General features: G+C 73.6%; 19 protein-coding genes and 3 tRNA genes. 11 read left to right on the plus strand and 11 right to left on the minus strand.

Annotated elements, in window-relative coordinates; genetic code table 11:
* The first annotated feature begins 52 nt into the window (after positions 1-52).
* From ACWGH0_RS11350 to ACWGH0_RS11360, 3 genes are all read left to right on the plus strand, one after another.
* Positions 53-628, plus strand: coding sequence for a hypothetical protein (locus ACWGH0_RS11350; RefSeq protein WP_453403924.1), 576 nt, complete (start codon positions 53-55; stop codon positions 626-628).
* Positions 629-810: 182 nt separating this feature from the next.
* Positions 811-1,854, plus strand: coding sequence for a rod shape-determining protein MreB (mreB, locus tag ACWGH0_RS11355; protein ID WP_453403925.1), 1,044 nt, complete (start codon positions 811-813; stop codon positions 1,852-1,854).
* A gap of 26 nt (positions 1,855-1,880) precedes the next feature.
* Complete coding sequence (locus ACWGH0_RS11360) at positions 1,881-3,458, plus strand: sensor histidine kinase (protein WP_453403926.1); 1,578 nt, start codon at positions 1,881-1,883, stop codon at positions 3,456-3,458.
* A gap of 46 nt (positions 3,459-3,504) precedes the next feature.
* Here ACWGH0_RS11360 and ACWGH0_RS11365 read toward each other — a convergent pair whose 3' ends face one another.
* Together ACWGH0_RS11365 and ACWGH0_RS11370 are read right to left on the minus strand one after the other, a co-directional pair.
* Positions 3,505-4,749 carry an MFS transporter gene (locus ACWGH0_RS11365; protein ID WP_453403927.1) on the minus strand — a complete coding sequence of 415 codons (1,245 nt, stop codon included), beginning with the start codon at positions 4,747-4,749 and terminating at the stop codon, positions 3,505-3,507.
* Positions 4,746-6,173, minus strand: coding sequence for an FAD-dependent oxidoreductase (locus ACWGH0_RS11370; RefSeq protein ID WP_453403928.1), 1,428 nt, complete (start codon positions 6,171-6,173; stop codon positions 4,746-4,748). The genes ACWGH0_RS11365 and ACWGH0_RS11370 overlap by 4 nt, the downstream gene beginning before the upstream one ends.
* Positions 6,174-6,344: 171 nt before the next feature.
* Here ACWGH0_RS11370 and ACWGH0_RS11375 point away from each other — a divergent pair, with 171 nt between their 5' ends.
* Entirely contained in the window at positions 6,345-6,716 is a 372-nt protein-coding gene (locus ACWGH0_RS11375) for an ArsR/SmtB family transcription factor (RefSeq protein WP_453403929.1), read from the plus strand.
* Between the two features lie 112 nt (positions 6,717-6,828).
* Here ACWGH0_RS11375 and ACWGH0_RS11380 read toward each other — a convergent pair.
* The 3 genes from ACWGH0_RS11380 to ACWGH0_RS11390 all read right to left on the minus strand — a co-directional run bounded on the left by ACWGH0_RS11380 (position 6,829) and on the right by ACWGH0_RS11390 (position 7,220).
* Positions 6,829-6,902 (minus strand) — tRNA-Ile (locus ACWGH0_RS11380).
* 167 nt (positions 6,903-7,069) lie between these two features.
* A tRNA-Asn gene (locus tag ACWGH0_RS11385) sits at positions 7,070-7,142 on the minus strand.
* A 5-nt stretch (positions 7,143-7,147) separates the two neighbouring features.
* Positions 7,148-7,220 (minus strand) — tRNA-Asn (locus tag ACWGH0_RS11390).
* A 213-nt stretch (positions 7,221-7,433) separates the two neighbouring features.
* Here ACWGH0_RS11390 and ACWGH0_RS11395 point away from each other — a divergent pair.
* The 5 genes from ACWGH0_RS11395 to ACWGH0_RS11415 all read left to right on the plus strand — a co-directional run bounded on the left by ACWGH0_RS11395 (position 7,434) and on the right by ACWGH0_RS11415 (position 13,350).
* Entirely contained in the window at positions 7,434-7,736 is a 303-nt protein-coding gene (locus tag ACWGH0_RS11395; RefSeq protein WP_453403930.1) for a YtxH domain-containing protein, read from the plus strand.
* Positions 7,737-7,815: 79 nt separating this feature from the next.
* Positions 7,816-9,255, plus strand: coding sequence for an FGGY family carbohydrate kinase (locus ACWGH0_RS11400; protein ID WP_453403931.1), 1,440 nt, complete (start codon positions 7,816-7,818; stop codon positions 9,253-9,255).
* A gap of 115 nt (positions 9,256-9,370) precedes the next feature.
* On the plus strand, positions 9,371-11,104 hold the full coding sequence (locus ACWGH0_RS11405; RefSeq protein WP_453403932.1) for an ABC transporter ATP-binding protein: 1,734 nt from the start codon (positions 9,371-9,373) through the stop codon (positions 11,102-11,104).
* Entirely contained in the window at positions 11,101-13,071 is a 1,971-nt protein-coding gene (locus tag ACWGH0_RS11410; protein ID WP_453403933.1) for an ABC transporter ATP-binding protein, read from the plus strand. The genes ACWGH0_RS11405 and ACWGH0_RS11410 overlap by 4 nt, the downstream gene beginning before the upstream one ends.
* A gap of 6 nt (positions 13,072-13,077) precedes the next feature.
* Entirely contained in the window at positions 13,078-13,350 is a 273-nt protein-coding gene (locus ACWGH0_RS11415) for a hypothetical protein (RefSeq protein WP_453403934.1), read from the plus strand.
* A 50-nt stretch (positions 13,351-13,400) separates the two neighbouring features.
* Here ACWGH0_RS11415 and ACWGH0_RS11420 read toward each other — a convergent pair whose 3' ends face one another.
* The 3 genes from ACWGH0_RS11420 to ACWGH0_RS11430 form a co-directional block, all read right to left on the minus strand.
* Positions 13,401-14,606 carry an RNA polymerase sigma factor gene (locus ACWGH0_RS11420; protein WP_453403935.1) on the minus strand — a complete coding sequence of 402 codons (1,206 nt, stop codon included), beginning with the start codon at positions 14,604-14,606 and terminating at the stop codon, positions 13,401-13,403.
* Between the two features lie 348 nt (positions 14,607-14,954).
* Positions 14,955-16,859: a DNA primase gene (dnaG, locus tag ACWGH0_RS11425; protein ID WP_453403936.1), complete on the minus strand. Its 1,905-nt coding sequence runs from the start codon at positions 16,857-16,859 to the stop codon at positions 14,955-14,957.
* A gap of 79 nt (positions 16,860-16,938) precedes the next feature.
* The gene (locus ACWGH0_RS11430) at positions 16,939-18,195 is read right to left on the minus strand and encodes an NAD(P)/FAD-dependent oxidoreductase (RefSeq protein ID WP_453403937.1); all 1,257 of its coding nucleotides are present in this window, start codon (positions 18,193-18,195) and stop codon (positions 16,939-16,941) included.
* Between the two features lie 371 nt (positions 18,196-18,566).
* Between ACWGH0_RS11430 and ACWGH0_RS11435 the strand changes: the two genes are divergently transcribed.
* Positions 18,567-19,586: an ArsR/SmtB family transcription factor gene (locus ACWGH0_RS11435; RefSeq protein WP_453403938.1), complete on the plus strand. Its 1,020-nt coding sequence runs from the start codon at positions 18,567-18,569 to the stop codon at positions 19,584-19,586.
* Here ACWGH0_RS11435 and ACWGH0_RS11440 read toward each other — a convergent pair.
* The 3 genes from ACWGH0_RS11440 to ACWGH0_RS11450 all read right to left on the minus strand — a co-directional run bounded on the left by ACWGH0_RS11440 (position 19,558) and on the right by ACWGH0_RS11450 (position 22,626).
* Positions 19,558-20,919, minus strand: coding sequence for a deoxyguanosinetriphosphate triphosphohydrolase (locus tag ACWGH0_RS11440; protein ID WP_453403939.1), 1,362 nt, complete (start codon positions 20,917-20,919; stop codon positions 19,558-19,560). The two genes, ACWGH0_RS11435 and ACWGH0_RS11440, sit on opposite strands and share 29 nt — an antisense overlap.
* 36 nt (positions 20,920-20,955) lie before the next feature.
* Positions 20,956-21,864: a sirohydrochlorin chelatase gene (locus ACWGH0_RS11445; RefSeq protein WP_453403940.1), complete on the minus strand. Its 909-nt coding sequence runs from the start codon at positions 21,862-21,864 to the stop codon at positions 20,956-20,958.
* 114 nt (positions 21,865-21,978) lie between these two features.
* A complete protein-coding gene (locus ACWGH0_RS11450; protein ID WP_453403941.1) occupies positions 21,979-22,626 on the minus strand; it encodes a GNAT family N-acetyltransferase in 648 nt (215 codons plus the stop codon).
* Positions 22,627-22,660: 34 nt separating this feature from the next.
* Here ACWGH0_RS11450 and ACWGH0_RS11455 point away from each other — a divergent pair, with 34 nt between their 5' ends.
* On the plus strand, positions 22,661-23,458 hold the full coding sequence (locus ACWGH0_RS11455; protein WP_453404001.1) for a SanA/YdcF family protein: 798 nt from the start codon (positions 22,661-22,663) through the stop codon (positions 23,456-23,458).
* The last annotated feature ends 66 nt before the right edge of the window (positions 23,459-23,524 follow it).

The raw sequence follows: 23,524 nt of genomic DNA on the forward strand, positions 1-23,524 counted from the left end.
TGTGGAAGCGTCCGTTCCGCGGTGTGTCGGTGCGGCGGGGCAGGATGGGGCCATGAACACGGGCACGCATCGCTTCGGGCCGCTCGACTTCCAGCTCGTGCTGCTGCGCCGGATGGCCGACCACCAGCCGGACCTCGTGGAGGACGCCCGCCGCGAGCTCGGCGTGACGCTCGGGCAGATGCGCGAGGCGAACCGCCGCTGGCAGGCCATGGTCCGTTCGCCCCGCGCCCGCGGCTCCGCGGCGCGCTACCGCTCGGTGCTGGGGCCGCCCGAGACGTCCGTACGGCGCAGCATCGGCGACCTGGAGTGCGACGCCCTGGCCTGGCCGGTGCCGCTCTGGCCCGGCCTGCGCTTCGAGGTGACGACCGCGCCGGGCGGCGCCGTGTGGAACGAGTGGCTGGTCCCCGCCCCCGGTGCGCCCGGCCCCGTCCTGCGTACGGCGGACGACCTGCGCCCGTGGTCGTGCACCGTCGACGAGGCGGCCCGCGCCTTCCCGCCGGCGCGGCCGATGGAGGGGACCGCGCCCACTCGATGGCGGCTCGCACTGACGCTGCCCGGCGGCAAACCCTGCGTCGCGGAGTTCACCTGGGGACTGCTGCAACGCGTATCCCTTCCTGACGGTCCATGACCTCGCCGCTCCCCGCCCGCCACCGGCCGCCGCCGCGCCTCGCGTCGGGGCACGGCTCCTGGCAGGGCGTCAGCTCGTACGCCCGACCGGCCCACCCAGCGCGCGGACGGCCACCGGCCGCCGCACGATGCGAAGCAGGACCGGCATCCGCCGGTCCGTCAGCGCTCTCGGGAGAACCTGCCGTGACCGTCAGTCTTGAGCAGTTGCGCCGTTGCCATATCGCCGTCGATCTCGGGGCCGCCAGGACCCGGGTTTTCGTGAAGGGTGTGGGGCTCGTCGTCGACGAGCCGAGTGTGGCCGCCGTGAACACCCGCACCGGCGCGCTCATCGCCGTCGGCGCCTTCGCCGAACAGATGACGGGCCGTACGCCCGACTACATCCGCGTCGTACGCCCCGTCTCGGGCGGCACCGTCGTCGACATCGAGATGGCCCAGCGCATGCTGCGCCACCTCATCGGGGAGAAGCTGCGCCGCCAGCTCCGCCGCAAGCCGCGGCTGCGCGCCGCGGCGTGCACGCCGCACGACAGCGACCCGCTGGCCCGGCGCGCGGCCGTCGAGACGCTCATCGGTCTCGGCGCGCGCCGCGTCGAGCTCGTCGACACCCTCATCGCCGCGGCGGTGGGCTGCGGCCTGCCCGTGGAGCAGCCCTCGGCCACGATGATCATGGTGTGCGGGGCGGCGGCCACGCAGGTCGCGGTGCTCTCGCTCGGCTCGATCGTCACCGCCGAACGGATCCCGATCGGCGGCAACGCCATCGACCACGCGGTGATCCAGCACCTGCGCCAGGAGCACGAGCTGATGCTGCCGAGCCAGTCCGTACGCCCCCTCCAGCTGGCGCTGCGGGGCAACGGCCTGACGGCGGAGGGCCCCGCGTCCACCGAAATCCACGGCCGTGACGTGGCGACCGGCCTCGCCCGCTCGGTGCACGTCGACACCGCCGCCGTGCGCCAGGCCATCCACACCCCGCTCACGGCCGTGCTCGACGGCATCGGGAAGGTCCTGCGCGACTGCCCGCCCGACCTGGTCGCCGACCTGGCCGACCGCGGCATCATGATGGTCGGCGGCAGCGCCCTGCTGCCGGGCCTCGACCAGATGCTGCGCGACGCGACGGGCATGCCGGTGCACATCGCGGAGCGGCCCGACGTCTGCTCCGTGCTCGGGCTCGGGGCGATGCTGGAGGGCAAGGTCCAGCCGATGAGCCTCGAACCGGTCAGCGGCTCGGGCTGAGCGGTGCGGCGCGTACGGGGCGGCGGGTGAACCGGGAGGACGGCGCCGGCCCGGCGCCCCGGCTGCCGGCGCTGCTGGAGGCCCTTCTGGACATCGGCTCCGACCTCGACCTGCGCGTCACCCTCCAGCACATCGTGGACACGGCCACCGCCCTGGCCGGCGCGCGGTACGGCGCGCTCGGCGTGCTCGATCCCGAGCGCGGCGGCGTCAGCGAGCTGTTCACCTCGGGCGTCGACGAGGCGGCGCACGAGCGGGTGGGACGGCTTCCCGACGGCGCCTCCGGCCTGATCGGCCACCTCGTGCGGGAGCGGCGGCCGCTGCTCGTCCCCGACCTTTCGGCCGACGTCCGCTCGGCCGGTCTGCCGCCCGGGCACCCCGCCATGAAGTCCTTCGTCGGCGTCCCGATCCGGGTGGACACCGACGTCTTCGGCAATCTGTACCTGACCGGCAAGCGGGGCGAGGCCGGGGCGTCCGGCTTCACGACGGACGACCTCGCGCTGCTGCGGGTGCTCGCCTCGCAGGCGGGCATCGCGATCGGCAACGCCCGGCTGTACGAGACGGTCCGCCGCCGGGAGCGCTGGATCGAGGGCGCCGCCGCCGTCACCACCGCCCTGCTGGCCGGCGCGAGCGCGCAGGACGCGCTGACGACCGTGGCCGAGAAGGCCCGTGTCCTCGCCGGCGCCTCGGCGGGCGTGATCCTCCAGCCGACGCCCGAGGGCGGGATGGAGATCGTCGCCGCCTCCACCCACGACGACCCGGCCGACCTGATCGGCGCCGTCATCGAGCCCGGCAGCCCGGTACTGGAGCAACTGCTCGGCGGGGAGCCGGTGTTCGTCGACGACGCGGCGACCGACGAGCGGATGACGACGCGGGTACGCACCCGGTTCGGGCCGAGCATGATGCTGCCGCTGCGCAGCGGCGGCCGGCTGATCGGGACGCTCGCCCTGCCGAGGCGGCGCGGCGGCCCTCCCTACGCGGCGGCCGAGCGGCTGCTCGCCTCGCAGTTCGCCTCGCAGGCGGCGCTGGCCCTCGTCATGGCGGACAGCAGGAACGACCGGAAGCGGCTCGCGGTGTTCGAGGACCGCGACCGGATCGCACGCGACCTGCACGACCTGGTCGTACAGCGGCTGTTCGCTACCGAGATGATGCTGGAGTCCACCCGGCGGCGGGCCTCGGCGCAGCCGGACCTCGACGAGCTGCTCGGTGCGGCCGTGGACGAGCTGGACTCCACCATCCAGGAGGTACGGACCGCGATCTTCGCGCTTCAGCAGCCTCCGGCCGACGCGCCCGCCACCTTCCGGGGCCGGGTCCTGCGCGAGACGGCCGGCGCGGCCACCCTGCTGGGCTTCCAGCCCTCGGTGCGCTTCACCGGCCCGGTGGACGCCCTCGTCCCGGAGCCCGTGGGCCTGCGCCTGACGGCCGCGCTGCGCGGCGCGCTCGCGGCGGCGCACCGGCGGGCGGGGGTCACCGGGGTGCGGGTGGAGATCGACGCCCGGGCGAGGTCGCGGGACGGGCGGGCGGCCGTACGGCTGACGGTGAGCGACGACGGCGAGACGCCCGCGGGTGGGCGCGGGACGACGTTCGCCTGGGAGGCCCCGCTCTGACGCCGGACACGAAAGGGCCGCGCCCGCCGACCGGTGCGAGTTCTGCTCAACCGCCTGTCTTGGGACCGCCCGCACCGGTCGGCGGGGAGCTGCCGGCGGCGAGCGCCGCCGCCGCGAAGGACACCGCGCCGAGGGCCAGGAAGAGTACGGAGTAGCCGTGCAGCCGCCCGGCGAGCGCGGCGCCGGCGAAGGGGGCGAGGGCCGCCGCGACGCTGGCGGGTGCGGTGAGGAGGCCGGAGAGCCGGCCGTAGTGGGTGGTCCCCCAGCGGTCGGTGACGGCGGTGGCCTGAAGCAGCGTGAGGTTGCCCCGGACCATGCCGGCCGCGACGGACAGCGCCATGAGCAGGGCGTACGGGCCGGGTGTCAGCGCGATGCCGAGCGTGGTGACGCCGCCGAGCGCGATGAGCGCCGTCGTGCGGGTGGTGGGCGCGGTGCGGCGGGCGACGGCCGCGTACAGCGTGCGGCCGGCGGTCTGCCCGACACCGCCGACGCCGAGGACCCAGGCGGCCTGCGCCGGGGTGTAGCCGCGTTCGAGCAGGAGCGGTACGAGGGCGACGACGACGGCGTACATCGCGAACCCGGAGAGCGTGAACGCCGCCGCCAGCGTGCGGAAGGGGCGGCTGCGCGCCACCGCGCCGGCGCTGCGCGGCAGGTGGGCCGGCGCCGGTGGCGCCGGTGGCCACGGGGCGCGCAGGGCGAACGCGTGCGCGGGGACGGTGACGAGGGCGAGGATCGCGGCGAGTACGAGGTAGGTGGCGCGCCACGACAGCTGGCCGGCCAGTGCCGCCGTGAGGGGCGCGAAGAGGGTGGAGGCGAGGCCGCCGGCGAGCGTGACGAGGGTGAGCGCCCTGACGTGGTCCGGCGCCCACCAGCGGGTGAGCGCGGCGAAGGCGGGGTGGTAGAAGGTCGACGCCATGGCGAGCCCGGCGAGCAGCCAGCCGGCCGTGAAGACGGCGATGTGAGGGGCGGTCGCCACGACGACGAGGCTGAGCGTTCCGACGACGGAGCCGGCGGTCATGACGGTGCGCGGGCCGCGGTGGTCGAGGACGCGGCCGACGCGGATCCCGGCGACGGCGGAGACGAGCAGGGCCGCCGAGAACGCCGCCGTGGTCGCGGAGGCGGACCAGCCGGTGTCCGCGGTGATCCGGGGGTTCAGCACCGGGAAGGCGTAGTAGAGGACGCCCCAGCCGGTGATCTGCGTGGCGCACAGGGCGGGCAGTGCCGCGCGGGGCCGCGACCGGTCCCCCGTGCCGGCCGCGGCCCCGCTCTCGGGGAGGCGTAGGTCTGTCACGAGCCGCAGCAGCCGCCGGCATCCGCCTGCCGCTCGGCAGGGGCCGGCTCGGCCGCCGCGACGGCGCCGACGGGCACCGCGCCGAGCTGGAGCAGGGCGGGCTCGGGGGCGCAGCAGCCACCGGCGGCGGCCTCCGTACCGCTCGCGGACTCGTCGAAGAGTCCCGCGCCGCCGCAGACGCCGCTCTCGGGCAGGGTGAGTTCCACGCGGTCGGCCGAGGCGAGGTCGCCGGCGATGGCGGCGGTGACGGAGCGGACCTGCTCGTAACCGGTGAGGGCAAGGAAGGTAGGGGCGCGGCCGTACGACTTCATGCCGACGAGGTAGACGCCCGGTTCGGGGTGGGAGAGCTCCCGGTGGCCGTGGGGGTAGACCGTGCCGCAGGAGTGCTGGTTGGGGTCGATCAGCGGCGCCAGCTCCACCGGTGCCTGGAGCCGCTCGTCGAGGCGCAGGCGGACCTCGGAGAGGAAGGACAGGTCGGGACGCAGGCCCGTCAGTACGACGACCTCGTCCACGGCGTCGAGACGTCTTCCGTCCTCGCCGACCAGGATGAGGCTTCCGTCGGCGGCGCGCTCGATCGCGTCGGTGCGGAAGCCGGTGACCGCGTCGGCGTGTCCGTCGTCGACGGCGGCCTTGGCCGCGAGGCCGAGTGCGCCGCGTGCGGGGAGCTGGTCGGCGGCGCCGCCGCCGAAGGTGGAGCCGGAGATGCCGCGGCGCAGGATCCACAGTGCCCGCGTCCCGTGGCCGTCGTCGGCCCGGGCGAGAGCGGCCAGCGAGGCGAGAGCGGTGAAGGCGGAGGCGCCGGAGCCGATGACGGCGGTGCGCCTGCCGGCGTAACGGGCCCGGGTGGCGGGGTCGCCGAGGTCGGGGACGCGGTAGGCGACGCGGTCGGCCGCGTCCTTCTCCCCGAGGGCGGGCAGTCCGCTGCCGCCGGCCGGTCCGGGAGTGGTCCAGGTCCCGGAGGCGTCGATCACGGCGCGGGCGAACAGGCGCTCCTGCCGGCCGTCAGCGCCGGTGACGTGGACGACGAAGGGCTGGGCGTCGCGGTCGGCGTCGACGACGCGGTCGCGGCCGGCCCGGGAGACACCGGTGACCGTGGCGCCGTAGCGGACGCGTTCCCCGAGGACGTCGGCGAGCGGCTGGAGGTAGAGCTCGGCCCAGTCACCGCCGGTCGGGTAGGCCGCGGCGTCGGGCCTGCTCCAGCCGGTCGGGGCGAGGAGCTTCTCGGCGGCCGGGTCGGTCAGCTCGCCCCAGGTGGAGAAGAGGCGGACGTGCGACCACTCCCGTACGGCGGCCCCCGCGGCCGGGCCGGCCTCCAGGACCAGCGCCTCGATGCCGCGTTCGGCCAGGTGGGCGGCGGCGGCCAGGCCGGTCGGGCCGGCGCCGACGACGATGACGGGATGGTCGGTGAGGGCGGGCGCGTTCACGGCGACTCCTTGGTGATTCGACGTCTGTCGATGTGGTGGCGTTGCCAGCTTGGCACTTGATTCGACAAGCGTCAACATAGACGCGCGTCGAAATGGCGCACGGACTGCCCCACCGCGCACGGACCGCCACACTCCCGCTCCCGCTGCTTAGACATGTGTCAACATAGACGCATGTCGAACACGAAGATGCTGCCGATCCTGGAGGCCGAGCCGGGGGCGGCGCCGTGCTGCCCGCCGCTGACCGAACGCCCCTTCAGCGCGGACGAGGCGGAGCGTGCGGCGAAGATGTTCAAGGCGCTCGGCGATCCCGTACGGCTGCGGCTGTTCTCGGCGGTCGCCTCGCACGAGCGCGGAGAGGCATGCGTCTGCGACATCTCCGACGTCGGCGTCTCGCAACCGACCGTCTCCCACCACCTGAAGAAGCTCAAGGAGGCCGGCCTGCTCAGTTCCGAGCGGCGCGGGACGTGGGTGTACTACCGCGTCGAGCCTTCAGTGCTCGCCGCCATGGGGCAGTTGCTGACGAACGTGTCCGCCACCGCCTGATCGCCGCCCGCCCGGGGCAATGGGGCGTACGGTGTCGCCCGGAGCCGGGCCCGCACAGGTGGGCCGTCAACGCAGTCGCAGGCCAGAACGTTTCTTCTGACCTGCGATCGAGTGGGGCGGGTGGGACTCGAACCCACGGCCGACGGATTATGAGTCCGCTGCTCTAACCGGCTGAGCTACCGCCCCTAACGGCGCGTCGCGCACATTTGTGCGCGCCGTCTGCCGCAGCATAGCCGCTCATACGATCTCCTGCCTCGGGTGGTCGGCTACGCCTGCCCAAGAGGACAGCGCTGCCGCCTGCGCGGTTGCGGGAGAAACGAAAAAGGACCCCTGAGGGGCCCTTTTTCTTGCCGCTCCCCCGACTGGACTCGAACCAGTAACCCTCCGGTTAACAGCCGAATGCTCTGCCAATTGAGCTACAGGGGATCGCGCTCCCCCGACTGGACTCGAACCAGTAACCTGCCGGTTAACAGCCGGCTGCTCTGCCAATTGAGCTACAGGGGATTGCTGCGTTGCACCGAACGTACCCACCGGATGGCGTCCCGGGGGGCGTGTGCTCGCTGCGACACATACATTAGCGCAAGCAGGGGGGTGCTCCGCCAATCGGTATCGCCCCGACTGATCACGGGCGCCCCGGGGTAGGCGGCCAGCACAGCCCCGCGGTCCGAAACAGCCCCGGCCCCGGGGGACCGCCGACGCAAGAGAAGGGTGACAGCCATGCGCTATCGGCTCACATTCATCGCCGGACTGGCCCTCGGGTACGTGCTCGGGACCCGCGCCGGACGTGAGCGCTACGAGCAGCTGAAGAAGTCGGCGCGGCAGGTCGCCCAGAACCCCGCCGTACGCAACGCCGCCGAGTCCGCCGCCCACAACGGCCGCGACTTCGCGGACAAGGCGTTCCACACCGTGAGCGACAAGGTCGGCGACCGGATCCCCGGCTCGGTGACCGAGCGCGTCCGCTCCCTGCGCGAGCGCGGTCAGGCGTCCGAGGCCGACGACTGGGGTACGACCAACACCTAGCCGGCCCCCACAGGCGCGCCGGGCCCGGTCCGTACCGGTCCGGCGCGTTTCCTGTGCCGGATGCGGCAGAATCTGTGACATGGGGATAGTCGCCGGTTTGGACAGTTCGTCAGATTCCACCCGCATCGTCGTGTGCGACGCGGACACGGGTGCCGTCCTGCGGCAGGGGTACGCACCCCACCCGGTGGAGGCGAAGGCCACCGAGGCCGATCCGCAGGTGTGGCTGCTGTCACTGGGCGAGGCCGCGGCCGGCGGGCTGCTGGAGGGCGTGCAGGCCATCGGCGTGTCGGCGCAGCAGCACGGACTCGTCCCGCTCGACGCGCAGGGCTCCCCGGTACGTCCGGCGCTGCTCGGCAACGACAAGCGGGCCCAGGTCGCGGCGGCCGATCTGGTCGACGCGCTCGGCGGGCGTCAGGTCTGGGCGGAGGCCGTCGGCTGCGTGCCGCAGGCCGCGCAGCCGGTCGCCAAGCTCCGCTGGCTGGCGCGCAACGAACCGGAGTCGGCGCAGCGCACCGCCGCCCTGATGCAGCCGCACGACTGGCTGGTGTGGCAGCTGCTGGGCCGGCCGGTCCGCCGGACCACCGACCGGGGCGCCGCGTCGGGGACCGGCTACTGGTCGGCCGTGACCGGTTCCTACCGGCCCGACCTGGTGGAGCTGGCGCTCGGGCACCAGGCCGCGCTGCCGGAGGTGATCGGTCCCGCCGAGGCCGCCGGAACCACCCCCGAGGGCCTGCTGATCTCCGCCGGGACCGGCGAGACGATGGCCGCGGCCTTCGGTCTCGGCGTGGCGGTCGGGGACGCCGTGGTGTCGCTCGGGGCCTCGGGCTCCGTCATGGCCGTGCACCACGAGGGGCTGGCGGATTCGAGCGGGCTCATCACCTCGTTCGCGGACGCCACCGGAATGCACCTGCCGGTCGTCCACACGCTCAACGCGGTCCGGGCGCTGCGCGGCACGGCCGATCTGCTGGGGACCGACCTCGAAGGGCTCTCGGACCTGGCGCTGAAGTCGTCGCCCGGGTCGTACGGGCTCGTACTCCTGCCGTACCTCGAAGGGGAGCGCACGCCGCAGCTTCCGCACACCGCCGGTACGTTGAGCGGGCTGCGGCGGGAGTCGATGAAGCCGGAGCATCTGGCGCGGGCGGCCTTCGAGGGCATGCTGTGCTCCCTGGCCGACGCCCTGGACGTGCTGCGGGCCCGCGGGGTGCAGGTGCGGCGCGTGTTCCTGCTGGGGGCCGCCGCCGAACTGCCGGCCGTACAGGCGGCGGCGCCCGCGATCTTCGGCACGCAGGTGGTCGTGCCGCAGCCCGCCGAGTACGCGGCGCTGGGCGCGGCGCGGCAGGCGGCGTGGGCGCTCGGCGTGTCGCGGGGCACGCTGGCCCCTCACACCCCGCCGGCCTGGCTGGGCGCGGCGGCGCAGGTGCTGGAGCCCGGTGACGAGCTGGCCGTGGGCCAGGCGGTGCGCCAGCAGTACGGGGCGACCCGGGACCAGATCCACCCGGGGGCGTTCGGCGGGGCGTGAGCCGCCTGGGCGCCGCGGAACGTGACCCGGCGATGGGTTAATCCCTTGGAAATGCCGGGGCCCGGTGGCGGAGGATGGGCGGAACCCCGATCTTGCCGACACCGAGAGACTCCGCGTGCTCATCAGACTTCTGCGGGCCCACCTCCGCCCGTACAGGAAACCCGTCGCCCTGCTGGTCCTGCTGCAACTGCTCCAGACCTCCGCCACCCTCTATCTACCCACCCTCAACGCGGACATCATTGACAACGGTGTCGTCGCCGGGGACACCGGCTACATCCTGGAGTTCGGCGGCGTCATGATCGCCGTCAGCCTGGCCCAGGTCGTCTGCAACATCGGCGCCGTCTACTACGGCGCGCGGACCGCGGCGGCGCTCGGCCGGGACGTGCGGGCCGCCGTCTTCGACCAGGTGCAGAGCTTCTCGGCGCGGGAGCTCGGGCACTTCGGGGCCCCCTCGCTGATCACGCGGACGACGAACGACGTGCAGCAGGTGCAGACGCTGGTGCTGATGGCGTTCACGCTGATGGTGTCGGCGCCGATCATGTGCGTCGGCGGCATCGTCATGGCCCTCGGCCAGGACGTGCCGCTGTCGGGCGTGCTGCTGGCGGTCGTTCCGGTGCTCGGGATCTCGGTGGGCCTGATCGTGCGGCGCATGCGGCCGCTGTTCCGCACGATGCAGGAGCGGCTCGACACCGTGAACCAGGTGCTGCGCGAGCAGATCACCGGCAACCGTGTGATCAGGGCGTTCGTACGGGACGCGTACGAGAAGGACCGGTTCCGGGAGGCGAACACCGCGCTGACGGACGTGTCGCTGTCCTCGGGCCGGCTGATGGCCCTGATGTTCCCCGTCGTCATGACGGTCGTGAACGTCTCCAGCATCGCGGTGGTCTGGTTCGGCGCGCACCGGATCGAGGCCGGCGGCATGGAGATCGGGGCGCTGACCGCGTTCCTCGCGTACCTGATGCAGATCGTGATGGCCGTGATGATGGCCACCTTCATGTTCATGATGGTGCCGCGCGCCGAGGTGTGCGCCGAGCGCATCGAGGAGGTCCTGGACACCGCGTCGAGCGTCGTTCCTCCCAAGGAGCCGGTACGGGAGCTGCGGGGGCGCGGGCAACTGGAGCTGCGCGGCGCGGAGTTCCGCTATCCGGGCGCCGAGGAGCCGGTGCTGCGGGACGTCGACCTGGTGGCGCGTCCCGGCGAGACCACGGCGATCATCGGGTCGACGGGCAGCGGGAAGTCGACGCTGCTCGGGCTCGTGCCGAGGCTGTTCGACGCGACGGGCGGCCAGGTGCTGGTGGACGGGGTCGACGTACGGACCCTCGATCCGGTGCTGATGGCGAAGACCGTGTCGCTGGTTCCGCAGAAGCCCTATCTGTTCTCCGGGACGGTCGCGACCAACCTGCGGTACGGGAAGCCGGACGCCACGGACGAGGAGCTGTGGCACGCCCTGGAGGTCGCGCAGGCCAGGGAGTTCGTGGAACGGCTCGACGGCGGGCTCGACGCGCCCGTCTCGCAGGGCGGTACGAACGTCTCGGGCGGCCAGCGGCAGCGTCTGGCGATCGCGCGGACGCTGGTGCGCCGGCCCCGGGTCTACCTGTTCGACGACTCGTTCTCCGCGCTGGACTACACGACCGACGCGGCGCTGCGGGCCGCGCTGGGGCGGGAGACGGCCGACGCGACGGTGGTGATCGTCGCCCAGCGGGTGTCGACGATCCGCGACGCCGACCGGATCGTGGTGCTGGACGAGGGCCGGGTGGTCGGCACGGGACGCCACCACGAATTGATGGCGGGCAACACGACGTACCGGGAGATCGTGCTCTCCCAGCTGACGGAGGCTGAGGCGGCATGAGCGGGCCCGGTGGACGCATGATGGCCGGCGGAGCGCCGGCCGAGCGGTCGATGGACTTCAAGGGGTCGGGGAAGCGGCTGCTGCGGCAGTTCGCTCCCGAGCGGGTCGCCCTGTGGTGGATGCTCGCGGCGTGCGTGCTCAGCGTCGGGCTGTCGGTGGTCGGCCCGATGATCCTGGGGCGGGCGACCGACCTGGTCTTCGCCGGCGTCGTCGGCCGGCAGACGGAGGACGGCGGCAGCAAGGCGCAGGTCGTCGAGCGCCTGCGGGCGGACTGCGACGGCGGACTCGCCGACATGCTCTCGGGGGTGGCGTTCACGCCCGGCCGGGGCATCGACTTCGGGGCGGTCGGCGACGTACTGCTGGTCGCGCTCGCCGTCTACGTGGGCGCCGGGCTGCTGATGCTGGTGGCGACGCGGCTGTCGATCCGGATCATCAACCGGACCGTGTTCCGGATGCGCGAGGACGTGCAGGCGAAGCTGTCGCGGCTGCCGCTGAGGTACTTCGACCGGCAGAAGCGCGGGGAGGTGCTCAGCAGGGCGACGAACGACATCGACAACATCTCGCAGACCATGCAGCAGACGCTGGGGCAGCTCATCAACTCGCTGCTGACCATCGTGGGCGTGCTGGTGATGATGTTCTGGGTGTCGCCGCTGCTGGCGCTGGTGGCGCTGGTGACCGTACCGCTGTCGGTGGTCGTGGCGGCGAAGGTCGGCAAGCGGTCGCAGCCGCAGTTCGTGCGGCAGTGGCGGACGACCGGCAAGCTGAACGCGCACATCGAGGAGATGTACTCCGGCCACGCGCTGGTGAAGGTCTTCGGGCGGCAGGAGGAGTCGGCGCAGGCGTTCCGGGAGCAGAACGACGCGCTGTACGAAGCCGGGTTCCGGGCGCAGTTCATCAGCGGGGTCATGCAGCCGCTGATGTTCTTCGTCAGCAACCTCAACTACGTGCTGGTGGCCGTCGTGGGCGGTCTGCGGGTGGCGTCGGGCGCTCTGTCGATCGGTGACGTGCAGGCGTTCATCCAGTACTCTCGGCAGTTCTCCATGCCGCTGACGCAGGTCGCGTCGATGGCCAACCTCGTGCAGTCGGGGGTCGCCTCCGCCGAGCGGGTCTTCGAGCTGCTGGACGCGCGGGAGCAGGAGCCGGACGTGGCGGGCCCGGAGCGGGCCGCGCTGCCGTCACCGGGGACTCCCGGTGCGTCGGCGCCGGCTCCGGCGGGCCGGGTGGTCCTGGAGAAGGTGTCCTTCCGGTACGAGCCGGAGAAGCCGCTCATCGAGGACCTGTCGCTCACGGTGGAGCCGGGGCAGACGGTCGCGATCGTCGGGCCGACCGGCGCCGGCAAGACGACCCTGGTCAATCTGCTCATGCGGTTCTACGAGGTGACGGGCGGCCGGATCCTGCTGGACGGCGTCGATGTCGCCAAGGTCGCCAGGGAGGAGCTGCGTTCGGGCATCGGGATGGTCCTCCAGGACACCTGGCTGTTCGGCGGCACGATCGCCGACAACATCGCGTACGGGGCGCCGGCGTCCCGCGAGGTCACCCGCGAGCAGATCGAGGAGGCGGCCCGGGCCGCGCACGCGGACCGTTTCGTACGGACGCTGCCGGACGGGTACGACACGGTGATCGACGACGACGGGTCGGGGGTCAGCGCGGGCGAGAAGCAGCTGATCACGATCGCGCGGGCGTTCCTCTCGGATCCGGTGATCCTGGTCCTCGACGAGGCGACGAGCTCGGTCGACACCCGGACGGAGGTCCTGATCCAGAAGGCGATGGCACGGCTGGCCCACGGCCGTACGAGCTTCGTGATCGCGCACCGGCTGTCCACGATCCGGGACGCCGACGTGATCTTGGTGATGGAGAATGGGTCCATCGTTGAACAGGGGACGCATGAGGAGCTGTTGACGGCCGGGGGCGCGTACGCGCGCCTGTACGCCGCGCAGTTCGCTCAGGCGGTGGCAGAAGTGGACTGACCGGCCATGACGGAGAACACGGCGAACACGGCGGGGAACGAACCGGCGGACGCGGGGGCGGGCGAGGGGACGGCCGGGACCAGGGGCCCGGTCTCGGGCATCGCTCTCGGGCTGTCGCTCGGGATGACGTTCGGGGTGGCCTTCGGGGCGCTGCTGCTCGACAACCTGGCGACCGGGATCGCGTGCGGCATGTGCGTCGGCGTGGGGATCGGAGCCACGGTCGACGCCCGCAGGAAGAACCGGGACGAGCCGGCCGCGGGGACGGCCGACGGCTCCTGACGGAGTTCGTGGGACCAGGACGGCCGCCCGGGGCCCCCGGGCGGCCGTGCTCAGTCCAGGTAGCCGCGGAGCTGGTCCGCGAAGGCGTGGTCGCGCAGCTTGCCGAGGGTCTTGGACTCGATCTGGCGGATGCGTTCGCGCGTCACGCCGAAGAGGCGGCCTATCTCCTCCAGGGTGCGGGGGCGGCCGTCGACCAGGCCGTAGCGGAGCTGGACGACCTTGCGTTCGCGCTCGCCGAGCGTGGACAGCACCGCCTCCAAGTGCTCGCGCAGGAGCAGGAAGGCCGCGGACTCCACGGGCGAGGCGGCGTCGCCGTCCTCGATGAGGTCGCCGAGCGCCACGTCGTCCTCCTCGCCCACGGGGGCGTGCAGGGACACCGGCTCCTGGGCCAGGCGCAGTATCTCGCCGACGCGTTCGGGGGTGAGCTCCAGGTGGGCGGCGACCTCCTCGGGGGTCGGCTCGTACCCGCGCTCCTGGAGCATCCTGCGCTGGACCCGTACGACGCGGTTGATGAGCTCGACCACGTGGACCGGGACGCGGATGGTGCGGGCCTGGTCGGCCAGGGCGCGGGACATGGCCTGGCGGATCCACCAGGTCGCGTACGTCGAGAACTTGTAGCCCCGGGCGTAGTCGAACTTCTCCACGGCGCGGATGAGGCCGAGGTTGCCCTCCTGGACGAGGTCGAGCATGGTCAGGCCGCGGCCGACGTACCGCTTGGCGACGGACACGACGAGCCGCAGGTTCGCCTCGATCAGACGGCGTTTGGCCATGCGGCCCATGACCACGAGCCGGTCCAGGTCGACGGCGAGCCGGGAGTCCGGGTCGGGGGTGCACCGCAGCTTCTCCTCGGCGAACAGACCGGCCTCGACCTTCCGGGCGAGGTCCACCTCCTCGGCGGCGGTGAGGAGCGGGATGCGGCCGATCTCGCGCAGGTACTGCCGGAAGAGGTCGGACGAGGGACCCGAGGCGTCGGCCCGGGGGTTGCGCCGGCGCTCGGACGCGTCGGGCGTCTCGGGGGCGTCGGGCGGGTCCTCGACGAGGACGTCGGGCTCGGCGAACTGGGCCTCGGCGTCGGCCTCGGGCTGGGCCCCGGCGCCGGTCTCTGCCTCGTCGGGGGGCTCCGTCACGGCCTCGGCCTGGTTCTCGGCTCCCGTGCGCGCCTGGGCCGCGGCTTCGGTTCCGGGGCGGAGATCGCCCCGGTTCCGTGCAGGGACCTGCGCGACGACGTCGGCCGACGTCTGGGTCTGGGTCTGCACGGGGGCGACCTCCAGGGTGATCGCTGCCGGTTCGGGGGGCGTGCGGCAGCGGGACGTGAGCGGCCGGCGGGCCGCCGTCCGTCCCGTACGCGTCGAGCGGATCCGCGGGGTGCGAGGCCCGCTCGGCGTGGGCCGGCCGCGCTCCGAGGACTCAGACACCGCCACCCAGTGTGGGGTACGACACATCACTGCCACGAGGGGCGTGCGGTGACTTTTTGAGACCGGTCCGTCACCGCCCGCCGATGCCGGTCCCCGAAGTGGACGGCCGCCGTCCCCGGTGCGGCCCGCACGCGACGGGCTCCCGGCGAGCGGGCCGCGCCGACGCGGCACGGTCGCGGGCGGCACGCGTCAGAGCGCCGCCGCGCCGTGACTCCGCAGGGACTGGGCGTACTGCTGGAGCACCCACAACTCGTTCTGGACCGCGGCCAGTTGCTCCGGGTCGGCGTGCGGGCCGCCGAGGCGGGCCAGGGTGCCCTGGACGTCGAGGATGCGCCGGTCGACCGCCCGCAGCCTGACCCGGATCAGCTGCTCGCCCGCGTAGATCTCGTCGACGGTCTTGCGCATGATCGGCTCGACGGCGAGCTCGGTGACCAGCGCGCGCACCGTGTCGTTGGGCGCGGCCTCGCGGACCTGGGCGAGGTAGTCGGAGGCGTTCAGCGCGCCCTGCTCCGCGCCTCCCGCCTCCTCGATGACCTGGCGCACGGCGGCGTACGGCGGGGCGGTGAACTCGTCGGCCCCGTACGCGTCGAACGCCGGGGAGACCAGCTCGGGGCGCTGGAGGGCGAGCTTCAGCAGCTCCCGCTCGGTGCGGTGCGCGGGGCTGCGCAGGTTCAGCGCGGGGCCGCTGTGGGCGGCGGGGGCCGCGTCGTACGAGGGGGTGGGGCGGCGGTCCTGCGGGGCGGCGGGGCCGCGGCCGCCCCGGTCGCGCGCCCAGCGGGCGAGCTGGGCGACGCGCTTGACCACGAACTGGGTGTCGAGGATGCCGAGGATGCCCGCGAGCTGGACGGCGGACTCGTGCTGGATCGCGATGTTCTTGATGTTGGCGACGATGGGCGCGGCCTCGTCGAGCGCGGCGGCCCGGCCGGCCGGCGTCTCCAGGTTGTGCCGGGAGACGACATGGCGGATCGCGAACTCGAAGAGCGGCGTGCGGGTCTCGACGAGGGACGCCACGGCCGCGTCGCCCTTGGCGAGCCGCAGGTCGCAGGGGTCCATGCCGCCGGGCGTGATGGCGATGGACGTCTCGGCGGCGAACTTCTGGTCGTCCTCGAACGCGCGCAGCGCCGCCTTCTGGCCGGCCGCGTCGCCGTCGAAGGTGAAGACGACCTCGGCCGAGGCGTTGTCCATGAGGAGGCGGCGCAGGATCTTGATGTGGTCGCCGCCGAAGGACGTGCCGCAGGTGGCGATCGCGGTGGTGACGCCGGCCAGGTGGCAGGCCATGACGTCGGTGTACCCCTCGACGACCACCGCCCTGCTGGTCCGGGCGATCTCCTTCTTGGCCAGGTCGATGCCGTACAGGACCTGCGACTTCTTGTAGATCGCCGTCTCGGGGGTGTTCAGGTACTTGGGGCCGTTGTCGTCGTCGCGCAGCTTGCGCGCGCCGAATCCGACGACCTCGCCGGTGATGTCGCGGATCGGCCACATCAGGCGGCCCCGGAAGCGGTCGATGGGGCCGCGGCGGCCCTCCTGGGAGAGGCCGGAGAGGGTCAGCTCCTTGTCGGAGAAGCCCTTGCCGCGCAGATAGCGGGTGAGGTGGTCCCAGCCGGCCGGGCTGTAGCCGACGCCGAAGTGCTCGGCGGCGCTCTGGTCGAAGCCGCGCTCCGCCAGGAACTTCCGGCCGATCTCGGCCTCGGCGGAGTCGAGCTGCTCGACGTAGAACTGCGCGGCGGCCTTGTGCGCCTCGACCAGGCGGACGCGCTCGCCGCGCTGGTGCGTGGGGTTGTAGCCGCCCTCCTCGTACCGCAGGGTGATGCCCGCCAGGGCGGCGAGGCGCTCGACCGTCTCGGAGAAGGAGAGGTGGTCGATCTTCATCACGAAGGCGATCGTGTCGCCGCCTTCCTGGCAGCCGAAGCAGTGGAAGAGCCCCTTGCTCGGGCTGACCTGGAAGGACGGGGACTTCTCGTCGTGGAAGGGGCACAGGCCCTTCAGATTGCCGCCGCCGGCGCTGCGGAGCTGGAGGTACTCGGAAACAACGGCGTCGATCGGGACCGCGTCCCGGACCGCCTTCACGTCGTCATCGTTGATCCTGCCTGCCACGCGTGAAGTGTACGGCGGCGCTCGGACAGTCCTGCCGGTACGGCCGCCGCCGTCCGGCGGGGACGGGGTCCCGTCGCGGTCAGGCCGCCAGGGAGCCGAGGGGCACGGACGGGTCGGCGAGGGCGTTCGGGTCGACCTCGACGCCCGTGCGGATCAGCTCCTGGATCGGCTGGGTGACGTCCCACACATTGACGTTCATGCCGGCCAGGACCCGCCCGTCCTTCAGCCAGAAGGCGACGAACTCGCGGCGTCCCACGTCACCCCGGGCGATGACCTGGTCGTACGAGCCGGGGGGCGCCCAGCCGGAGTACTCCAGCCCGAGGTCGTACTGGTCGGAGAAGAAGTACGGGACGCGGTCGTACGACACGTCCTGGCCGAGCATGGCGCGGGCGGCGGCCGGGCCGCCGTTCAGGGCGTTGGCCCAGTGCTCGACGCGCAGCGGTGTGCCCAGGAGCGGATGGTGCGCCGACGCGACGTCGCCCGCCGCGTAGATGTCGGGATCGGAGGTGCGCAGCGAGGCGTCCACGGCGACGCCGCCGGTGCCGTCGGCGAGGGTCAGGCCCGCGGCCTCGGCGAGGGCGGTGCGGGGGGCGGCCCCGATCGCGGCGAGCACGGCATGGGCGGGGTGCTCCTCGCCGTCGTCGGTGCGGGCGGCGAGGACCATGCCGTCCTGGCCGGTGATCTCCGTGAGCCGGGCGCCGAAGTGGAACCGGACGCCGTGCTCCTCGTGCAGGTCGGTGAAGAGCTGCCCCAGTTCGGGTCCGACGACCTGGTGCAGGGGTGTGGGCGCGGGCTCGACGACGGTCACCTCGGCGCCGTAACCGCGCGCGGCGGCGGCGACTTCCAGTCCGATCCAGCCCCCGCCGGCGATGACGAGGTGCCCGTTGTCGCGGCCGAGCGAGGCCAGGACACCGCGCAATCGCTCGGAGTGGGCGAGGCGGCGCAGGTGGTGGACGCCGACGAGCCCGGTGCCGGGGATGTCGAGGCGGCGCGGTTCCGCTCCGGTCGCGAGCAGCAGCTTGTCGTAGCGCACGGCGGTGCCGTCGCCGAGCCGGACCGTCTTCGTGGCGCGGTCCACGTGCACGACGGGCTGGCCGAGGTGGAGCTCGATGTCGGCCTGCGCGTACCAGGCCGGTTCGTGGACGAAGACGCTGTCGCGCTCCTCCTTGCCGGTCAGGAAGCCCTTGGACAGGGGCGGGCGTTCGTAGGGATGCTCCCGTTCGTCCCCGATGAGGATCACCCGGCCGGTGAACCCCTCGCCGCGGAGAGTCTCGGCCGCCTTCGCCCCCGCCAGTCCCCCACCGACGATGACGAACGTCAGATCTGCGTCGACCACTTGTGCCTCCTCTGTGCCTGCCCACACGCTACGCCGCCGTGTTCGAGCCTCCCGCACGGAGCGTGGCGGGGGAAGAGGGAGGGGGGCCGCTGGCGTGTCGCGGGGGTGGCCGGGAGATGGCCGGCGCGGGCGGGCGAGGAGGGCTCGGGCGCGCGGAACGGGCGGGAGGTGGCCGCGGACGTCTCCCCCGTTGACAGCCCGCGGCCACCTCGCGACAAGCGTCACGCCGATGTGGACACCTCGGGCAGCTTTCGTGCACAACGCAAAGGGAACCCACCGTTCCGGTGGGTGATGCGTACGCTCGCGGGTACGTACGCACCGGAGTCGCACCGGCGGACAGGTCGCGGGGCACGACGCGGCGTGGGGGGCGCATGTTACGCATCCACTTCACCACCGAGGATCTGAACCGGCTGCGGGTGGCCGCACGGCCCGACCCGCTGTGGGAGATCGTGAACAGCCTGCACCTGCTGCAGAACCGGCAGGGCGCACTGGTTTTCGATCCCTGGCGGCGCGAGGTGCGCGCGGCGATCGCCCGCGCGGGGCTCACCCGGACGGTGGCCTCGCTGCACCGCCTGTACCCGTGCGCGGCGTACCTCCCCGACTTCCTGACGCCCGGCCGGGGCATCCCGGACCTGGAGACCGGCCTCGACCACGTGCTGTCCACACCCGCCGCCCGGATGAGCGCGGAGCTCGGGCGGCTCTTCGCCGACGGCCCCGTGCCCCAGGTCGCGCGGCGGCTCGCCGAGGGCGACGTGGAGACGCTGGAGCGGCTGGCCGACTCGCTGCGGCGGTACTACGCGGTGGCGGTCGAGCCGTACCGGGACGTGATCATGTCGGCGGTGGACGCCGACCGTCCCGTGCGGGCGGAGGCCGCTCTGTCGCGCGGGCCCGAGGGCCTGCTGGCCAGTTACGACGACTTCGCCTGGCGCGACGACGGGGTGCTGGAGACCGGCTACCCGGTCGACAAGCAACTGGAACTGGGCGGGCGGTCGTTGACGATGATCCCCTCGTTCTTCTGCATCCGGCACCCGACAGCGCTGGCCGACGAGGAGCTGCCCCCCGTACTGGTCCACCCCCTGACACCGGATCCCGGGTGGCTGGCCCTCGCCCGGGGGCACGGCTCCGAGGAGCCGGGGTCCCGGGCGGCCGGGCTGCCGGTCGCGCAACTCATCGGCCACACCCGGGCGGCCGTCCTCGACGTGCTGGGGCGGCCGATGACCACCACGCAGCTCGGCGGCGTACTGCGGCTGACGCTGTCCACGGCGAGCCGGCACGCGACGGTGCTGCGGGAGGCGGGACTGGTCGCCTCGGAGCGGCACGGCAGCCGCGTGCTGCACCGGCGGACCGTGCTGGGCGACGCCCTCATGAACGGCGGCCCCTCGGGGCCGTGAGCCGGGCGTGCAGGGACCGGGCGGCGGCGTCGGTGAAGCACGCGATCTGGTCGACGATCACGCGCTTGCGGGCCCGGTCGTCGGCCGCCCCGGCGAAGAGCGCCCGGAACTGGGGGTCGAGGCCGTCGGGCGCGCGGGCCGTGAGCGCCTCGGCGAGCTCGGCGATGACGACGCGCTGGTCGGCGCGGAGCCGTTCCTGTTCGTCGCGCTGCATGACGTAGCGGTCGGCGACGGCCTTGAGGACGGCGCACTCGTGGCGGACCTCGCGCGGGACGACCAGCTCGGCGGCGTAGCGGGTGAGCCTGCCCGTGCCGTACGCCTGGCGGGTCGCGCCCTCGGCGGACAGGCAGAAGCGGCCGATGAGCTGGCTGGTGGCGTCCTTCAGCCGGGCCTGCGCGACGGCCGAACCGTCGTAGCCGTGCGGCCACCACTCCTCGTCGAGGAGGCGGTCGAGGGCCGCCGCCAGCTCGTCGGGGCTGGTGTCGTGCGGTACGTACCTGCCGATCGCCACCGCGAAGATCTCCTGCCGCTCGGGCTCGGCGAACAGGCAGTTCGGGTCGAGGTGGCCGGCGTGCAGACCGTCCTCGAAGTCGTGCACCGAGTACGCCACGTCGTCGGACCAGTCCATGACCTGGGCCTCGAAGCACTGCCGGTGGGCGGGCGCGCTCCGGCGGACCCAGTCGAAGACGGGGCGGTCGTCGTCGTAGACGCCGAACTTCACCGAGCCGGGGTCGACGGGGTGGCCGCCGCGCGGCCAGGGGTACTTCGTGGCGGCGTCGAGGGCGGCGCGGGTGAGGTTGAGGCCGACGCTGACCATCTCGCCGCTCTCCGCGGACGGTACGAAGCGCTTGGGCTCCAGGCGGGTCAGGAGGCGGAGCGACTGGGCGTTGCCCTCGAAGCCGCCGCAGTCCTTGGCGAAGTCGTTGAGCGCCTGCTCGCCGTTGTGGCCGAAGGGCGGGTGGCCCATGTCGTGGGAGAGGCAGGCCGCCTCGACGAGGTCGGGGTCGCAGCCGAGCGCGGCCCCCAGTTCCCGGCCGACCTGGGCGCATTCGAGGGAGTGCGTGAGGCGGGTGCGCGGGCTGGCGTCCCAGACCTGGCTGCTGGAGCCGGGGGTGACCACCTGGGTCTTGCCCGCGAGGCGGCGCAGCGAGGCGGAGTGCAGGACGCGGGCGCGGTCGCGCTGGAAGGCGGTCCTGCCGGGCCGTTTGTCGGGCTCGGCGGCCCAGCGCTCGGTGGCGACCCCGTCGTAGTGGGCGGCGTCGAGTGCGGCGTGGGGAGGGGTCCGGTCGTGCCGGTCGTCGGCGTGGGGGTGTTCGTGCGCGGTGCCTGCCATGCACCGACAGTAGACGCAGGCAGTGACAGCCGGGGCTCAGGCGGACGCCAGTTGGCGCCGGGGCGCCGGGGCGGGGGCGGCGAGCGCCTGGTCGTAGCGGTGCAGGACGAGCCGGGCCAGGGCCGGGTGGGCGCCGAGCGGCGCGGACGCGATCCAGGGCGCGGCGGCGGCGCACTGCGAGGCGAAGCGGCCCGGTGCGGCGAAGTACGAGGCGACGGCCGTCCGGTGGCGGCCGCGCGCGGCGAGGGCGCGAAGGGCGTCGCGGACCGTGGGTGCGGCGGCGGACGCGTAGGCGGGGAGGACGGGGACGCCCCCGAGGCGTTCGCTGAGCAGGGCCGCGGTGCGGCGGGTGTCGACGGCCGACTGCGGGTCGCGGGAGCCGGCGGCGGCCAGGACGACGCCGCTGCCCCGGTGCGCCGAGTCGCCGGGCCGCCAGCCGGCCTCCGTCAGGCGGGCGTACAGCGCCTCGACGAGCAGGGGGTGCGGGCCGAGCGGGGCGGCGATGCGGGTGCGCAGGTGGGGGGCGGTGGCGGCGGCCTCGGGCAGGTCGTGCTTGACGTGGTAGCCGCGGCCGAGGAGCAGCGGTACGAGCACGGTCTCGCCCGGGTCCAGGTCCGCGAGGGCGCCGGTGAGCAGCGGCTCGTTGAGCTCGATGTGCCCGAGCCGTACGTCGAGGCCCGGCCGCAGCTCCCGTACGCGCTCCAGCAGCGCGGTGACGGTGCGCAGGGCCCCGGGGTCGCGGCTGCCGTGGGCGACGGCAACGAGGGTGGGCGGGCCGGGCGGGGAGGGGGCCCGGGGCGGGTGGGGGTGCGGGGTCATCGGACGGCGGGTTCCGTTCAGGGAGACGTGGCTCAGCTGCGCGCCGAGCTGGGCGGTGACGCGGGTGAGCAGTTGCGCCGTACTGTCGAGGTCAAGTGACGCGCGGGGGGCTGCCGACTCGGTCATGGACCGATACTGCCGGGCGCACGTTGCCGCCTCGTTGCGCGGCGGTGACGGGTGTTTTCCGCAGCCTCACGGGCGGTGCGGCGGCGATGTCAGGCGGCCCGGGGCGGGCCCCTGCTACGGCAGCACCCCGAAGAGCTCCCGGCACGGCTCCAGGCCCGCCACCTCCACCGGCACGGTGCGGTGCGCCTCCCAGTCCTCGCGGGTCAGCCGCAGCCGCCGCACCGTCCTGGCCTCGCCCCGCACCGACTCCACCAGCAGCCCGTCGGGGCGGTAGCCGAGCTTCTCCGAGACCCGCAGGGAGGCCGGATTGTCCACCATCGCGCCGGACGTGACGTGCCGCGCGCCCAGGCCCTCGAACGCCAGGTGCAGCATGGCCGCCCGCATCTCGGTGCCGATGCCGCGCCCGTGGTGCGCACGGCCCAGCCAGGAGCCGGTCTCGCCCTCCCGGGTCACGGGAAAGTCCTCCGTCATCAGGTCCTGGCGGCCGACGGTCCGGCCGCCGCACCGCACGGCGAGGCTGAGCGTCCACTGCTGCGGCGTCCACTGCGCGACGGTGCCCAGTACGTGCTGGAAGGTCGCCCGCGCCCGGTCCTGCGGCGACCCGTCGGTCCACGGCACGGAGAACGGCATCGACGCCTCGTCGTGCACCCCGCCGGCCGCGACGGCGGCCAGCTCGTCGAGCACCTCGCCGTCCGGAAGCATCAGCTCCAGACGCGGGGTCGTGATCCGCAGGCCGTAGAGGGGCCAGAATTGTCTCGACATGGCGGAAGCATTCCAGTCGGGGGCGGGCAGAAGCATGCGAATTTCCTGGGGCGGCGCACGAGGCGGAACGAGTACGGGCGACGAGGGACGCGCGCCAGCGCCCGCACGGGCCCTGGCGAGAGGATGGGGCGCGGCGCGGCGATGGGCGGGCCGGGCAGGCCCGCGCCTCATACCCCGCACGCGCCGCGCCCAGCGGCGTACCGTGCAGGCCCTCGTGCTCGCCGCCGTGTGCGCGCTCGCTCCCGCGACATGGCTGCACGCGGTGGCCGACAGCCGGGTGCGGACGGCGGCGGACGTTCCCGCCCGTGACGTGGTCGTCGTCTTCGGGGCGGGCCTGTGGCGGGGCGGCCCTTCGCCGTACCTGGCGAACCGCCTCGACACGGCGGCCGAGCTGTACCGGACCGGCAGGGCCAAGGTCGTGCTGGTCACCGGGGACAACAGCCGCACGGAGTACGACGAACCGGACGCCATGCGCGCCTACCTGGTCGAGCAGGGGGTGCCCGACCGGCGGATCGTCAGCGACTTCGCGGGCTTCGACACCTGGGACTCGTGCGTGCGCGCCAAGAAGATCTTCGGGGTGGACCGGGCCGTGCTGGTCAGCCAGGGGTTCCACATCCGCCGGGCGATCGGGCTGTGCCGGGCGGCCGGGATCGACGCGCTCGGCGTCGGGGTCGACGCCCGGCGTGACGCGACCTGGTACTACGGCGGCGTACGGGAGATCCTCGCGGCCGGCAAGGCGGCGCTGGACGCCGCCACCGCGCCCGATCCGCAGTTCCTGGGGCGTCAGGAGACGGGTGTGACGGAAGCACTGGCCGAGGCGGCGGGGCGCTGACGGAGCGACGCCCGCCGGTTGCCGAACACTCCGGCGCGGCGGGCCGAGCGGCCACGGGGGCACGGG

This window comes from Streptomyces sp. NPDC054887 (assembly GCF_053610585.1).